This is a genomic window from Halomonas sp. KHS3 (assembly GCF_000830495.1).
Lineage (GTDB): Bacteria > Pseudomonadota > Gammaproteobacteria > Pseudomonadales > Halomonadaceae > Vreelandella > Vreelandella titanicae.
In genome coordinates this window covers 333,419-348,044 of record NZ_JWHY01000003.1, presented here as the reverse complement: position 1 = coordinate 348,044, position 14,626 = coordinate 333,419, and the positions used below count along the sequence as shown (strand labels likewise).

Annotated in this window: 12 protein-coding genes and 1 pseudogene; 8 read left to right on the top strand and 5 right to left on the bottom strand. The window is 55.3% G+C overall.

Features of this window, described 5'->3' with window-relative positions; genetic code table 11:
• Positions 1–32: 32 nt before the first annotated feature.
• On the top strand, positions 33–1,016 hold the full coding sequence (locus RO22_RS10480; RefSeq protein ID WP_035538190.1) for a YihY/virulence factor BrkB family protein: 984 nt from the start codon (positions 33–35) through the stop codon (positions 1,014–1,016).
• 74 nt (positions 1,017–1,090) lie between these two features.
• Here RO22_RS10480 and RO22_RS10475 read toward each other — a convergent pair whose 3' ends face one another.
• Positions 1,091–2,500, bottom strand: coding sequence for a PhoH family protein (locus tag RO22_RS10475; RefSeq protein WP_027958544.1), 1,410 nt, complete (start codon positions 2,498–2,500; stop codon positions 1,091–1,093).
• Between the two features lie 193 nt (positions 2,501–2,693).
• Positions 2,694–3,563, bottom strand: coding sequence for a LysR family transcriptional regulator (locus tag RO22_RS10470; RefSeq protein ID WP_027958543.1), 870 nt, complete (start codon positions 3,561–3,563; stop codon positions 2,694–2,696).
• Positions 3,564–3,678: 115 nt separating this feature from the next.
• Between RO22_RS10470 and RO22_RS10465 the strand changes: the two genes are divergently transcribed.
• Positions 3,679–4,545, top strand: a complete 867-nt coding sequence (locus RO22_RS10465; protein WP_041158286.1) for a cation diffusion facilitator family transporter — start codon at positions 3,679–3,681, stop codon at positions 4,543–4,545.
• 101 nt (positions 4,546–4,646) lie between these two features.
• A complete protein-coding gene (locus tag RO22_RS10460) occupies positions 4,647–4,919 on the top strand; it encodes a hypothetical protein (RefSeq protein WP_022522459.1) in 273 nt (90 codons plus the stop codon).
• A gap of 63 nt (positions 4,920–4,982) precedes the next feature.
• Here RO22_RS10460 and RO22_RS10455 read toward each other — a convergent pair whose 3' ends face one another.
• Entirely contained in the window at positions 4,983–5,168 is a 186-nt protein-coding gene (locus tag RO22_RS10455; protein WP_022522460.1) for a DUF3008 family protein, read from the bottom strand.
• A gap of 378 nt (positions 5,169–5,546) precedes the next feature.
• Here RO22_RS10455 and ybaK point away from each other — a divergent pair, with 378 nt between their 5' ends.
• The 3 genes from ybaK (at position 5,547) to RO22_RS10440 (ending at position 8,456) form a co-directional block, all read left to right on the top strand.
• Positions 5,547–6,014 carry a Cys-tRNA(Pro) deacylase gene (ybaK, locus tag RO22_RS10450; protein ID WP_022522462.1) on the top strand — a complete coding sequence of 156 codons (468 nt, stop codon included), beginning with the start codon at positions 5,547–5,549 and terminating at the stop codon, positions 6,012–6,014.
• A gap of 99 nt (positions 6,015–6,113) precedes the next feature.
• Positions 6,114–7,547, top strand: coding sequence for an ATP-dependent RNA helicase DbpA (gene dbpA / locus RO22_RS10445; RefSeq protein WP_190374810.1), 1,434 nt, complete (start codon positions 6,114–6,116; stop codon positions 7,545–7,547).
• Positions 7,548–7,580: 33 nt separating this feature from the next.
• Entirely contained in the window at positions 7,581–8,456 is an 876-nt protein-coding gene (locus RO22_RS10440) for a PA4780 family RIO1-like protein kinase (RefSeq protein WP_009288324.1), read from the top strand.
• Between the two features lie 80 nt (positions 8,457–8,536).
• On the opposite strand, the pseudogene RO22_RS10435 reads toward RO22_RS10440, so the two are convergent.
• Together RO22_RS10435 and tal are read right to left on the bottom strand one after the other, a co-directional pair.
• Positions 8,537–10,951, bottom strand: a pseudogene (locus RO22_RS10435) (transketolase family protein).
• A 39-nt stretch (positions 10,952–10,990) separates the two neighbouring features.
• Complete coding sequence (tal, locus tag RO22_RS10425) at positions 10,991–11,938, bottom strand: transaldolase (RefSeq protein WP_041158285.1); 948 nt, start codon at positions 11,936–11,938, stop codon at positions 10,991–10,993.
• Between the two features lie 356 nt (positions 11,939–12,294).
• Between tal and RO22_RS10420 the strand changes: the two genes are divergently transcribed.
• Together RO22_RS10420 and RO22_RS10415 are read left to right on the top strand one after the other, a co-directional pair.
• Positions 12,295–12,768: an RpiB/LacA/LacB family sugar-phosphate isomerase gene (locus RO22_RS10420; protein WP_027959983.1), complete on the top strand. Its 474-nt coding sequence runs from the start codon at positions 12,295–12,297 to the stop codon at positions 12,766–12,768.
• Positions 12,769–12,861: 93 nt separating this feature from the next.
• Positions 12,862–14,592: a dihydroxyacetone kinase family protein gene (locus tag RO22_RS10415; RefSeq protein ID WP_041158284.1), complete on the top strand. Its 1,731-nt coding sequence runs from the start codon at positions 12,862–12,864 to the stop codon at positions 14,590–14,592.
• Positions 14,593–14,626: the final 34 nt, after the last annotated feature.

Here is a 14,626-nt window from a genome sequence, read left to right as displayed (position 1 = left end):
ACTGTGTGGACTGTACTTGTCAGGAGCCTGCTATGGGTAAGCTCCCGCGCGGTCGCCGGGCGCAGGTACCTGGTGATATTCCCCAGCGGGGTTGGCACGATATTACTTGGCGGGTAGTGCGCGCCGCTCGTCGTAACCGCCTGACCATGCTGGCCGCCGGTGTGGCTTTTTACGCCTTGCTGGCGCTGTTTCCCACTATCGCCGCGGTCATTTCCCTCTGGGGGTTACTGTTTGACCCTTATGAAGCCGGTCAGCAGTTGTATGAAATCAGCCGGTTCATGCCGCCGGATGCTGCCAAACTGATTGATCAGCAGGCTCAAAAGGTCGTGGAGAGTGCGGAATCGGGTAATTTTCTGGGCGCATTAGCCGGGCTGCTGATTGCGATGTTTATCGCTTCCAAAGGGGTGGCGGTGCTGGTTATTGGCCTTAACGTGGTGTACGGCGAAACTGAAAAACGCAGCCTGTTACACCGTAGTACGGTATTGGTCGCGCTGACTTTTGGTTTGATTTTTATGACGCTGATCTCGCTAGCGTTTATTGCCATCGTACCGGTGCTGGTCAACTCCTTGGCGATTAATCCTCCGTTGGATCAAATCCTGCAATGGCTACGCTGGCCTGCACTGTTAGTGGTGATGAGCATGCTGATTGCGCTGCTCTACCGCTACGCCCCTTATCGGCGCTCGGCCCAGTGGAGTTGGTTAAGTTATGGGACGCTGCTGGCAACGGGGATGTGGCTGTTAGGTTCCGGTGGGCTTTCGCTCTACGTGCGCTATTTCTCTACCTTTAGCGAGCTTTATGGCTCACTGGGGGCAGTGGTGGCGCTAATGCTATGGTTTTGGCTCTCTGCCTTTGTGGTGCTGTTTGGTGCGGAAGTCAACTGTGAGATGGAGCGGCAAACCTTCACTGACACCACCATTGGCGAGGCGCGTCCGTTAGGTGAACGCGAGGCGTTTGCCGCGGATACCATTGGTGCCCCCCGGCCGTGGAAGGACATTGAGGAGAGTAACGATACCTGAGGGTGTGGAGAAGCACCTCCCACCAGCGGTGGGAGGCAGTTGGTTTTAAAAAAAGCAGGTTTAAAGAAGAAAGCTTAAAGCAGTTCTTCCGCCGCCAGGGCCAGGCGCGAGCGTTCAACACTTTTCAGCGTAATATGCCCGGCATGGGGCCAATCACGGAAGCGCTCCACCACTGCGGCCATGCCGCAGGTGTTGGCGGTAAGGTAGGGGGTGTCAATCTGCCCGACATTGCCCAGGCAGACGATTTTGGTATTGCGCCCCGCCCGTGTTACTAGCGATTTAAGCTGTTTGGGGGTGAAGTTTTGCGCCTCATCAATGATTAAAAAGGTGTCGTTTAGGGTACGACCGCGCATAAAGCTCGGCGAGCGGATTTGTACCCGTGAACCAATCAACTGCCGCGTGGCGCCGTTATCCCAACTGGTTTCTCCCTCCTCGTTGCGCAGCAGGTTATCCATATTGTCGTGGAAGGCACCCATCCACGGTGACATCTTCTCCTCCTCGGTGCCGGGTAGAAAACCAATGTCTTCGCCCATGGGGATTGGCGCGCGGGTAAACACAATACGCTCAAACAGCTTGGCATCCAGGGTTTGCTGAAAGGCGGCGGCCAGGGTCATAAAAGTTTTACCCGTACCGGCATTACCCGCAATGGTAACCAGATCAATATCGGGATCCATGAGTAGATTTAATGTGAAGTTTTGCCGACTGTCGTGGGCGTGAACGCCCCAAACGCCCGCGTGGTGGCGATAGTTCGTCAGCAATTGCAGGCGCGCCGAAGAGGGCCCCAGTTCACGAACGATTGCTTCGAACTCCGCCCCGTTTTCGCTATCCGAGACCAGCATGCCCACGTGCCAGTGGCGGGGCATAGTGCCGGTGAGTTGGTAGAAAGTGTGGTGATCGAGTCGTTCCACTGTGACATCAACATTCAACGCTTCCCACAGTGAAGCGCCATGCTGGCCGGCAGAGGCGTAGACCTGGGCGCCCTCAATCATGGCGTCGCTGTCGGAGAAGGCGCGGTCGTTGAGATAATCTTCCACCGGTACTTTCAGCGCAGCGGCTTTAACGCGCAGGTTAATGTCTTTGGTGATCAGAATGACCGAGGCGTCGGGACGTTCTTCGCGTAGGCGACAGGTTTCCGCCAATATGCGGTTGTCGGGGCTATCGTCGAGGGAATCAAACAGCTTTAAATCGTTGTAGCATAAAAAGTGCAGGCGTCCTGTGTCGCCACTGAGTCGGGGAATCGGAATGCCGCGTTGGATCTCATCAAAGGTGACTTGGCTGGTAAGGTCGGAGAGCGTACGGCTGATTTGGCGAGCCGTGCGGGCAATTTCACGTACACCATTTTTGTGCTTATCAAGTTCCTCCAGGACGGTCATGGGGATAACGACATCGTGCTCATCGAAGTGGTAGAGCGCGGTGGGGTCATGAATCAGGACATTGGTGTCCAACACATACAGCCGAGTGGCTTTCTTATCGATTCGTACCATCGTTGGAATCACTCCTTGGTTGACGGCAACTTCGACACTGGCAGGTGCGTATTACGTCTGGATGACACTTACCAGTGTTCCTCACGTGGCGTGTCCTGGCGTCTCCTTATTTAGCTCTTTTTAATAGCGTGGAAGGCTTTGGTGTTTTTTTCCATAAAAAAGATTTCAACGATATGTCAGTTAGCACTGGGTATCAGTTCTGGGAGGCCAAGAAGTGCGCCACCTTGTTTAACAAGGCGGTGGCCACCACGCCGCGGTTATCGCTCTCCACATAGCGGTAATAGTGGCTGTCTAGCACTAGATCGTGATTTAGCGTGCAGAGCGTGCCAGCCTCTAGGGCGCCTTTAACCAGCGGGTAAGGCAGCAGGGCCCAGCCGGTTGCATTGATGACGGCGTCGCGGATTACCTCAAACATGGTTAAACCCAGATAATTACCTGAAAACAGCGCCTCGCTGATCAGCTTGTCATCCTGTACGTAGGTCAAACACACTTGGGTGTACTGGGCCAAGTCGTCGCGGTTAACGCTAGGGAGGCGACTTAAAGGATGATGGGGCGCTGCCACTAAACGCATGCTGACGGGAGCAAGGTTGGCCGCGTTGGTATCAATGCCTTCAGCGGTATACAGACCGAAGGCAATATCCACCGTTTGGCGCTGCACAAAATGGGTGTGTTCCTGGGGTGGCACCAGGTACACCGAAATCGCGGTTAGCGGAAACTGCTGTTTTAAATCATGCATTACCTGACGCCAAAACACCTCGGGCAGGGCGTCATCACGGGCGATGCCGAGTTGGCTTTCAACGCCCTGCAAATGCTGGTGGCAGTGTTTTTTGATTCGGCTTGCGCTGGTCAGCAGGCGGTAGCAGTCAGGAAGCACGCTATCGCCCACGGCGGTGAGCGTTAGGCTATTGCCCGAACGCTCAAATAACGCCACGCCCAGGCTATCCTCAAGCGCATTGACGGCGGCACTCAGTGTGCTCCGTTTAAGGCCGGTATGTCTTGCTGCTGCGGCAAAGGAGCCATGCTCGGTGACATCAATAAAGGCCTGTACCTGTTCTGCACGCATAGTCGCCTCGTTTAACGCCTTGAGCGCCAGTTAATTTGGCGCTGAGCGATTCGTGATTGTCATAACTCTTCACTATTATGGCGCACAATCCGACTAATGTGATGGAGTTATCCGCGTGACCCCCTTTGTTGCCGAGCGCCGTGCGCTAAGATTTTCAGCCATTTCAGCCAGCCTATTTGCGTTTACCGGGCTTACGCTAGGGCTAACCAGCGGTTCTATAACGATTCTTTTTGACAGCGGCTACTCGCTGCTGAGCCTTGTGCTGGCATCGTTGTCTCTGTTTGCACTTCAGCAGGCGCGTAAACCTGCGGATGAACACTACCCCTTTGGGCGGCTGACGGTAGAGCCGCTTGCAGTGCTGCTCAAAGGCGTAGTGATCGCGATGGTGTGTATCGTGTCATTGGTCTCCGCGCTATGGAGCCTGCTCGCTGGTGGGCGGTTGGTCACGCTGGATTTGGCGCTGATGTTTGGCGTGGTCAACGTCACGGGTTGTTTATTAACTTGGTGGTGGCTGGCGCGCTACGCCGGTGTAGCGCGCTCTTCGCTGTTGACCGCCGAGCTACGTCAGTGGCAGATGGATACCTGGCTAAGTGCCGCTGTCATGTTGGGGTTTGGGCTTACCTGGCTGTTAACCCAGTCGCCATGGGCCAGCTACGCGCGCTTTGCCGACCCGGTGATGGTGCTGATCATTGCAGGCTACTTCTTGCCCATGCCGGTTCGCATGGTGAAGGGAGCACTGCGTGAGCTGATGTTTGGCGGTTCATGCAGCAGCGTGCGACGTGATGTGGTGGAGGATATAGCTGACTTTGATGTCTCTGCCGACGATGTGCGCCTGGCCCAGGTGGGCAGCTTTTTAATGGTCGATATCCAGCTCGACAAGCAGCAGTTCGACGACGCTCAAGAGATAGTGGAGAGTGTAGAGAAGCGCTGTAAACGGCTAAACCTGCGCCCTATTACCAGTCTTACCTTAGTCGCTGGCTGAGAAGGGTGAAAAAAGATTGACGTTCTGTTACAGGCAGTGCTATTTAGCGCTACCGACAATAGGTGTCGGCTTAATAGTGCTACGTTGAGGGTTGTAAAAACATGCCACTGCGCCGCTGTTTACCCGTACTGCTACTGACCGCACTGGTCGCTGGCTGTGCAAGCTCTACCATTGCGCCAAGTTATACTACCGACAATCCTGATGTTATGCGGATTGGCGGTGAGCGCCCGGCTAACCGCGATGCGAGCGTTGAAAGCGCCGGATCGTTCTGCCTGGAAACCGCCGAACGTTGGAATGAGCATGGCCGTACGCCGGATGGCCAAACGTTATGGGCAAAAGACACCCTGCGTAAAGTGGTGCCTTGCAAGCAGTAGTCGTTAGTAAAACCAAAACCGCCAGCTTCGCTAAGCTGGCGGTTTTATACGCAAAGAGGATAGTTAATCCTGTTTCTTTTCCGGTTTGCCTTTGCGCTGTGTACTCGCGAAATCTTCTAGCTCCTCCTCGCTCATGGAGTCATACATCTCTTTAGACGAACCATAAAGTTCACTGGGCTTGGTTTCTCCGCGCTTAGCGGATAGTGCCGCGCCCGCCGCTTTCTGTTGCGCCTTGGAGGTTGCTGGCATTGTTGAACTCCTTTCATTTAGCTTCCGTTTACCTACTGCACTATTGAGCATTGCATCTTTAAGCATAGTCACTGGTGCTCAGCTTTCCATTCATAGCGTACTAGGCTTTGTACGAAAACTGACTGCGCTCGACAATACTGCGTTAAAAATCGCCTCGTGCGCGAGTCCGATCGAAATGCTCATTTACACTCCGTAAACTCCGCTTTCTCGTTGATTTTTGCCTTGTCTAGTCTTCGCTCGCCGACTTTTCGTACAAACCCTAACATTCATGCCCAGCCACCGGTTGACTTCCATTTGCCTGTCGCGCTATTAACCTATCGGGCGAAGTGTGCCATTCAGTAAAGTCATCGTATCAACGCTATTAATGAAGAGAACGCCATGACACCGGCTATCAATAGTGCAAAACACGCAGGCATTGCCTTTCAAATCCATGAGTACGATCACGACGCCACCGCGCACTCCTATGGATTGGAGGCGGCAGAAAAACTGGGCGTCGCGGTGGAGCAGGTTTTTAAAACCTTAGTGGTAAAGCTGGATGGCAAACAGCTGGCGGTAGGCATTGTGCCGGTGAATGGCCAACTAGGGTTAAAGCAGATCGCTAAAGCCGCCGGCGCAAAGAAAGCGACCATGGCGGAACCGTCGGAAGTCGAGCGCACAACCGGCTATGTGCTGGGAGGTGTTAGCCCGCTGGGTCAGAAAAAGCGCTTGGCCACCTTTATTGATCACTCTGCCGAAAGCTTTGCCAGTATCTATGTAAGCGCCGGGCGTCGTGGACTTGAAATCGAGCTGGCCCCGGGGGATTTAGCCACGCTGAGTCAGGCTACCTTTGTGCCCCTGGCAACCTGATGTCACTGTGATGGCGGCGCAGCCCCGGGCACTTTCTGGTATGGTGCGGTAATATTTGCGTGTGTCGTTTGTCTTTTAGGCTGCGTGCGCTGTTTTCCGATGGCCATCTACCTGTGGCCCAAGCAAGGTAATATCGTGTCTGACTCCTCTTTCTCCTCGTTAGCGTTGCCAAAAGCTCTGCTGAGCAACCTTGCGTCCCTTGGCTACCACGAAATGTCGCCGGTGCAGGCAGAGAGCCTGCCGCCGATGCTGGCCGGGCGCGATGTGCTGGCGCAGGCGAAAACCGGTTCAGGCAAAACGGCGGCGTTTGGTTTGGCACTGCTGGCTAAATTGAGAGTCGAGAGCTTTGCGGTGCAAGGCCTAGTGCTGTGTCCTACCCGGGAGCTCGCTGACCAGGTGGCTGAAGAGCTGCGCCGTTTAGCCCGCGGCATGGCCAATGTAAAAATACTGACCCTCTGCGGCGGTGCGCCCTTTGGCCCGCAGCTCGGCTCTTTGGAGCACGGGGCACACATTGTCGTAGGCACACCAGGGCGTATTGACGAGCACTTGCGCAAAGGCTCGCTCACTCTGGAATCCCTCGCCATGCTGGTGTTAGATGAAGCGGATCGCATGCTGGATATGGGCTTCCAGGCAACCATTGATGACATCATTGCCGAGACCCCAACTGACCGTCAAACGCTGCTGTTCAGCGCGACCTTCCCAGACGAGCAGACATCGGGCGGTCTAACCGAGATGACCCGTGGCGTCATGCGTGAACCGGTGATGGTGAAAATCGCCGAGGTGCACGATGCCACGACGATTCAACAACACTTCTACAGTGTCGCCAATGAAGAGGCGCGATTTGACGCCCTGCGCCAACTGCTGCTGGTCTATCGGCCCGCGACCAGCGTGGTATTCTGCAACACTAAGCGCGAAACCCAGGCAGTGGCTGAGCAACTGACCGATGCTGGTTTTAGCGCCGTGGCGCTCAATGGCGATTTAGAGCAGAAGGATCGTGATCGCATTCTGATTCTGTTCTCTAACCAGAGTGCGTCTATTCTGGTGGCCACGGACGTTGCCGCCCGCGGCCTTGATATTGCCCAGCTGGACGCCGTGTTTAACTACCAAATTGCCCGCGAGCTTGATGTTCACGTGCACCGGGTAGGTCGCACCGGGCGTGCCGGGGCCAGTGGCATTGCCTGTACGCTGGTAACCCCTAAAGAGAGTTACCGGCTGGAGCGACTGGAAGGGTTGCTGGAGCAGGCGATTAAAACTGAGCCCTTGCCTAAACCGCAGCACTCGGTGCCGTTCGAGCCGCTAATGGCGACATTGCAGTTAGCCGGTGGCAAAAAAGACAAGCTGCGCCCCGGCGATATTCTTGGCGCACTGACCAGTGAAGGCGGCTTGCGCGGCGATCAAGTGGGTAAAATTAAAGTGCTCGCCCGCAGTGCCTATGTGGCCGTTGACCGCGATGTGATTCAACAAGCTCAGGCCAAACTCGAGCGTGATAAATTAAAAGGGCGGGCTTTCCGTGTTCGCCGTATCCGTTATTGAACGCGTACCAAAGAGGAGCCGACGCAGCTAACCATGAAAATCCCTAAGCGATTACAACCCCTGGTCGATGATGGAATGATCGACGAGGTGTTGGTGCAGTTAATGAGTGGCAAGGAAGCGCAGGTCTACGTGGTGCGCTGCGGTGAAGAAGTGCGCTGTGCCAAGGTATTTAAGGAGGCCAAACAGCGTAGCTTTAAACAGGCCGTTCAATATCAAGAGGGGCGTAAAGAGCGCAATAGCCGCCGTTCACGGGCGATGGCCAAAAAAACCCGTTACGGCCAGAAAGAGCAGGAGCAGGCTTGGCTGAATGCCGAAGTCGACGCGCTCTACCGTCTTGCCTCGGCGGGTGTTCGGGTGCCCGAGCCTCATGGTTTTGTAGACGGCGTACTGTTGATGGAGATGATCAGCGACGCCGAAGGCAACGTCGCGCCGCGCTTGGACGAAGTCACGCTAACGCCAGAGCAGGCCGAGACCTACTACGCCAAGGTCATTCAAGACGTGGTTAAAATGCTGTGCGCGGGCCTGATTCATGGCGATTTGTCGGAATTTAACGTGCTGGTTGATGCCTCCGGTCCGGTGATTATCGATCTTCCCCAGGCCGTTGACGCCGCTGGTAATAACAGCGCGGCAGCAATGCTGTATCGCGATGTGGATAACATGCGCAATTACTTTGGCCAGTTCGCTCCTGAACTTCTGAATACCGAATATGGCAGAGAGATGTGGGCGCTGTACGAAACCGGTGAACTACACCCAGATAGCAAGCTCACCGGCCACTTCGATGCCGACACCCATATCGCTAACGTCGATGAGTTGATGGAAGTCATCGACGATGCTAAAGAGGAAGAGGCGGAACGCCAGGCGCGTATGCGCGACGATGATGACGACGGCGAGATTCCGCAGCCTTACTAAACAGCCTCAATAAAGCTGGCTCCTCTCGTTTGATAGCAAAGTGAGGAGCCAGATTTGAGCTTGTGCCTGCTTTTTAAGATTTAACCCAGTAGTTCATTCGCTTGCTTGACCACATTCTCGACGGTAAAGCCGAAGTGCTTGAACAGGTCCCCCGCCGGGGCGGATTCGCCGTAGGTGGTCATGCCGATCACGCGGCCGTCAAGACCCACATACTTGTACCAGTAGTCGGCATGGGCGGCTTCGATGGCGATACGCTTGGTCACCGCCTTGGGCAACACGCTCTCACGGTACTCGGCGTCCTGGCCGTTAAAGCGATAAGCCGAGGGCATGGAGACCACGCGTACCGCTTTGCCCTGCTGCTCGAGCTCGGCGGCGGCGTCCATCGCCAGGCCGACTTCAGAACCGGTGGCAATCAGAATCAACTCCGGCTTTTTGGGCGTGCCTTCGCTATCTTTCAGAACCGGGTCTTTAAGAACATAAGCCCCGTTTTGAATGGCTGCCAACTGCGCTTTAGTGCGCTGCTGGTGAGGCAGGTTCTGGCGTGACAGTACGAGCGCCGTGGGGCCGGAGTGACGCTTAATCGCCGCATCCCAGGCGGCGGCGGTTTCGACCGCATCACAGGGGCGCCAGGTATTGAGGTTCGGCGTGGTACGCAGGCTGGTGAGCTGCTCAATGGGTTGGTGGGTCGGGCCATCTTCACCCAGGCCGATGGAGTCATGGGTAAACACGTAAATCACCTGCTGGCCCATCAGCGACGCCATGCGGATCGAGTTACGCATGTACTCCATAAAGATCAGGAAGGTCGCACCGTAAGGTACCAGGCCGCCGTGCAGGGCGATGCCGTTCATGACCGCCCCCATGCCAAACTCACGGACACCGTAGTGCAGGTAGTTGCCGCTGGCGTCTTCCGGGGTGATCGCTNCGCCGTGCAGGGCGATGCCGTTCATGACCGCCCCCATGCCAAACTCACGGACACCGTAGTGCAGGTAGTTGCCGCTGGCGTCTTCCGGGGTGATCGCTTGGGCGCCTTTCCAGAAGGTCAGGTTAGAAGGTGCCAGGTCGGCACTGCCACCCAGCAGTTCCGGCATTTGCGGGCCAATCACATTGAGTGCTTCGAAGGAGGCCTTGCGTGACGCAATGGTCTCGCCGCGCTCTTGGGCCTGCTCGATCAAGGCTTCGGTGGGCAGTTCCGCGGGTAACTGGCGCTTCATCCGGCGGGTGAACTCCCGCGCTTCCGTGGGGAAGGCTTCCGCGTAGCGGGCAAACCGCGCGTCCCACGCCTGCTGAGCCGCTTTGCCCGCTTCACGGGCATCCCAGGCGGAGTAGATCGGCTCGNGTGGGGAAGGCTTCCGCGTAGCGGGCAAACCGCGCGTCCCACGCCTGCTGAGCCGCTTTGCCCGCTTCACGGGCATCCCAGGCGGAGTAGATCGGCTCGGGAATATGGAAGGGCGCATGGGGCCAGTCGAGCTGAGTGCGTGCCAGGGCCACTTCGTCGTCGCCTAAGGGGGCGCCGTGGGCGTCTTCCTTGCCCTGCTTGTTAATGGAAGGGCGCATGGGGCCAGTCGAGCTGAGTGCGTGCCAGGGCCACTTCGTCGTCGCCTAAGGGGGCGCCGTGGGCGTCTTCCTTGCCCTGCTTGTTAGGGGCACCAAAGCCAATGATGGTCTTGCAGATAATCAGGCTCGGCTTATCGTCGTGGCTCTTGGCCAGCTCAATAGCGGCTTTCACCTCTTCAGGTTTATGACCATCCACATTGGGCACCACGTGCCAGCCGTAAGCTTCAAAACGCTTGGCGGTATCGTCGGTGAACCAGCCTTCCACTTCGCCATCGATAGAGATGCCGTTGTCGTCGTAAAGGGCGATCAATTTACCCAACTGCTGGGTACCGGCTAGCGAGGCCGCTTCGTGGGAGATGCCTTCCATCAAGCAGCCGTCACCCAGGAAACACCAGGTGTGGTGATCGACGATGGTGTGACCGGGACGGTTAAACTGCGCCGCCAGGGTTTTTTCCGCGATAGCAAACCCCACGGCGTTGGCAAAGCCCTGGCCCAGCGGGCCAGTAGTGGTCTCAATGCCTGGCGCGTAGCCGAATTCCGGGTGGCCCGCGGTGGGGGAGTGCAACTGGCGGAAATTCTGCAGCTGTTCCAGGCTTAGCTCGTAGCCGCTGAGGTGGAGCAGCGAGTAAAGTAGCATGGAGCCGTGGCCATTGGAGAGCACAAAGCGGTCGCGATCGGCCCACTTGGGGTCTTCGGGGTTGTGCTTGAGGTAGTCATTCCATAGCACCTCGGCGATATCAGCCATACCCATGGGGGCGCCCGGGTGGCCGGCGATCGGCCCACTTGGGGTCTTCGGGGTTGTGCTTGAGGTAGTCATTCCATAGCACCTCGGCGATATCAGCCATACCCATGGGGGCGCCCGGGTGGCCGGACTTGGCCTTCTGAACGGCATCCATGGACAGGGCGCGAATGGCATTGGCCAGCTCAAAACGGTTATTCATAGCAGTGATACCTTAGTTGTTATATTGAGTAGCGTGTCGTTAGGCGCGAGCAGCCAAGCGTTGAGCAATCAGCGACTCTAATGTTTGTTGGTCGCTGGCGAAGCGTCGGATCCCGTCAGCCAGCATCTCGTTGGCCATTGCATCTTGGTTATGCTGCCAACGAAAGCCAGCTTCTGATAGCGGTGTGAATGCTTTACGAGTGACAGTTTTCTGCTGGATTTTTGAGGCCACCTCTCCTTCCATGCTATCAAGCTGTTCTAGCAGTGCGGGAGAGATGGTCAGGCGATGGCAGCCCGCCAACGCTAATACTTGATCGGTGGTACGAAAACTTGCCCCCATGACGACAGTGTCATAATGACCAGTGGCAGCCCTCTCGCAAATCCCCTTTACAAATAGCACGCCAGGGTCTTCTTCTGGTGTGAACTGTTCACCTGTTGTCTTTTGGTACCAATCGCTAACGCGGCCAACGAAGGGCGATATCAGGTACACCCCTGCATCAAAGCAGACCTGGGCCTGAGCATCGCTGAACAGGAGCGTTAAGTTGCAATTGATGCCTTCACGCTCTAATTGCTGAGCCGCACGGATCCCTTCCCAGGTAGACGCGAGCTTGATCAGCACACGGCTGCGATTAATACCCATTTTTTCATAGCGCTCAATCAGTTCGTAGGCCTTGTGAATACTGGCTTGGGTATTAAAAGAGAGATGTGCGGACACTTCTGTCGATATTCGTCCAGGTACCACATTGGCAATTTGTCCGCCAATCGCAACCGAAAGTTGGTCAACTATCCGGCTTAGGTCGCTCTCATCACGACATGATTCAGCAAGCACCTTGTCGATCAGCTCTTGATAGCGAGGCAGTTCGAAGGCTTTGAGAATCAAAGAGGGGTTAGTGGTAGCGTCCTGCGGTTGATAGCGTTTTATGGCATCCAAGTCGCCCGTGTCGGCCACGACCAATGAGTGTTCGCGTAATCCATCCAGAAGCGACATTGCCTACTCTCCTTGAAAATGAACATGCTGTGTTCAAATGATTGTCCATTTAGACCGATTTAGTCAAATCAGCGTGTCGCTTAAATCGATTTTAAGGTCATTGAACAAAAGTATAATGCTTGGTAGATAATGCTTTATATCCAAGTAATTCTTTTATTATCAATATATTATTGATTGTTTCTTGATTTTTATCCTGAATCCTCCAAAAAAATATAACTAGATCTTATGATCGGTGTGTTTACAAATGATCGGTTAGTGATAGATTGAATAGCGTCAGTAGACGGCTGGCAACTGCGTGGTGGTATTCATCGTTGTTAGTCGTCCGCGTTTCTATTTCCTAGAAAGGGAGAGCATGAATGTCTAGTGCGACGTCTTCTCTCAGAGTCGCCATTGGCGGTGATGAGGCCGCTTACGACTTGAAAGAGATTCTTATTGGTTATATCCGAGAGTTAGGCTACGAGGTTGAAGATTTTGGCACTTTTAATGCCCAGCCGGTGCTGTACCCCGATGTTGCCTTTGAGGTGGCTACGGCGATTAAGGAGGGGCGCTTCGATCGTGCAGTACTGGTATGTGGCACGGGAATCGGAGTGGCTATTTCTGCCAATAAGGTGCCCGGTATCCGCGCTGCGCAGGCACACGATACTTACTCAGCAGCAAAGGCGCGCACCAGTAATAATGCACAGATTGTCACGCTGGGATCCAGAGTGATTGGGCCAGAGTTGGCTAAATCAATAGTGGCAACCTTTTTGGGCAGCCACTTTTCGGGTGGAAATTCCGAATTAAAAATAGCAAAGATTGACGAATATGAGTCTCGATTGAATACTCCGTAACCGTGGTATCGCTCATATTCGTCGACGCTGATTAATAACAACAGCATGCAAGCTGTGATCACGCAGTTTGGCCTCACTCCAGAGGATATAATAATGACACGCCTATTTAATGATCCAAATGATTTCCCTGAAGAAGCTCGTTTAGGTTTAGTAGCTGCTCATCGCGATAAGCTGATGGCTGTGCCGGGAGGTGTCGTACGCAGTACGCGCAGCCAGCCAGATAGTGTTGCGGTCGTGGTTGGCGGTGGTAGTGGCCATTACCCCACCTTTGCGGGGTTGGTCGGGCAAGGGTTGGCCCATGGGGCGGTCATGGGAAATCTGTTTTGCTCGCCTTCTGCACAGCAAGTTTATTCCGTCGCCAAAGCCGCCAACAACGGCGGTGGTGTGCTGCTCTCTTTTGGGAATTATGCGGGGGACGTGCTGCATTTTGGTGAAGCGCGCGAGCGTTTGATTGCGGACGGTATTCCCTGTGAAATCGTGCTGGTCACTGATGATGTCGCCAGTGCACCCTTGGCGGAGCTTGATAAGCGCCGGGGCATCGCAGGTGATCTAACCGTTTTCAAGGCCGCCGCCGCTGCAGCAGAAAAGGGATTGTCACTGGAAGAAGTAGTTCAAGTGGCGAAAGAGGCTAATCGCTGCACACGCTCTTTTGGGGTGGCGTTTGAGGGGTGCACGTTACCAGGGGCAGCCGATTCGCTCTTTCATGTGCCCGAAGGCCGAATGGCTATTGGGCTGGGCATTCATGGTGAGCCGGGGATTAGTGAGACGGATATCCCTTCCGCAGATGGCTTGGCAGACATCCTCGTTACCCGATTATTGGAAGAGGTGCCAGAAGGAATCAATATTAAGGGGGCCCGGGTGGCGCCGATACTCAATGGCTTGGGTACCGTTAAGTATGAAGAACTGTTCGTTATTTATCGTAAGGTTGACGAGCTGCTGCAGAAAGCTGGGGTCATCATCGTCGAGCCGGATGTGGGCGAGCTGGTAACCAGTCTTGATATGGCCGGGGTTTCGCTGACGCTGTTCTGGATTGATAAAGACATGGAGCCGCTGTGGACTGCCGCTGCGGATGCGCCGGGCTATCGAAAAGGCAGCGTGACACCAGCGCAGGCGCTGGATCCGGCCGAAGTCGAGGTGGTTGTCGAAGATGAGATTCCCAAGGCGAGCGATGCCTCGCGGGCATTAGCCAGGGGCGTTGTTGAGGCGCTCGAAGTGCTCGCAAATACGGTCAATGAAAACTGCGAGATGCTAGGCCAAATTGATGCTGTGGCGGGCGATGGTGATCACGGCATTGGTATGCAGCGGGGTAGCAAGGCTGCGCTTGAAGCGGCCAAAGAGGCGCTCAATGGTGGGGCGGGCGCCGAGACAGTGCTGCAGTGGGCTGGTCAGCGCTGGTCTGATAAGGCGGGCGGTACCTCTGGTGCTATCTGGCGGGTGATCTTAAAAGCGATAGGTGAGTCGCTTGGCAATGAGCAGCCGCTCTCAGAGCAGCGTCTTGCTGCTGGTGTGGTCAATGCCCGCCAGCAAGTCATGGCATTCGGTAAGGCAGAGTTGGGCGATAAAACGCTTGTTGATGTGTTGGTGCCTTTTGCCGATGCCTTGTCTTGGGAAGCTGAGAAAGGCCAGGCAGCTTTGGCTTGCTGGGAGTCTGCTGCACGCATAGCGAGTGAGGCGGCTGAGGCTACCAAGCAATTAATTCCCCGTGTTGGCCGCGCACGCCCATTGGCTGAAAAAAGTGTGGGTACGCCTGATGCCGGTTCTGTTTCATTGGCGCTGATTATTCAGGCGCTGATTCCTGTGTTGAAAAAGTGTCAAGCAAGCTGACATGATACATGCCCTTCAACAACCCCTGGATGCC

Bases quoted from the DNA above. Each gene is read 5' to 3' on its own strand.
- RO22_RS10480 (WP_035538190.1), top strand. From the start codon at position 33: ATGGGTAAGCTCCCGCGCGGTCGCCGGGCGCAGGTACCTGGTGATATT.
- RO22_RS10475 (WP_027958544.1), bottom strand. From the start codon at position 2,500: ATGGTACGAATCGATAAGAAAGCCACTCGGCTGTATGTGTTGGACACC.
- RO22_RS10470 (WP_027958543.1), bottom strand. From the start codon at position 3,563: ATGCGTGCAGAACAGGTACAGGCCTTTATTGATGTCACCGAGCATGGC.
- RO22_RS10460 (WP_022522459.1), top strand. From the start codon at position 4,647: ATGCCACTGCGCCGCTGTTTACCCGTACTGCTACTGACCGCACTGGTC.
- RO22_RS10455 (WP_022522460.1), bottom strand. From the start codon at position 5,168: ATGCCAGCAACCTCCAAGGCGCAACAGAAAGCGGCGGGCGCGGCACTA.
- ybaK (WP_022522462.1), top strand. From the start codon at position 5,547: ATGACACCGGCTATCAATAGTGCAAAACACGCAGGCATTGCCTTTCAA.
- dbpA (WP_190374810.1), top strand. From the start codon at position 6,114: ATGGCCATCTACCTGTGGCCCAAGCAAGGTAATATCGTGTCTGACTCC.
- RO22_RS10440 (WP_009288324.1), top strand. From the start codon at position 7,581: ATGAAAATCCCTAAGCGATTACAACCCCTGGTCGATGATGGAATGATC.
- tal (WP_041158285.1), bottom strand. From the start codon at position 11,938: ATGTCGCTTCTGGATGGATTACGCGAACACTCATTGGTCGTGGCCGAC.
- RO22_RS10420 (WP_027959983.1), top strand. From the start codon at position 12,295: ATGTCTAGTGCGACGTCTTCTCTCAGAGTCGCCATTGGCGGTGATGAG.
- RO22_RS10415 (WP_041158284.1), top strand. From the start codon at position 12,862: ATGACACGCCTATTTAATGATCCAAATGATTTCCCTGAAGAAGCTCGT.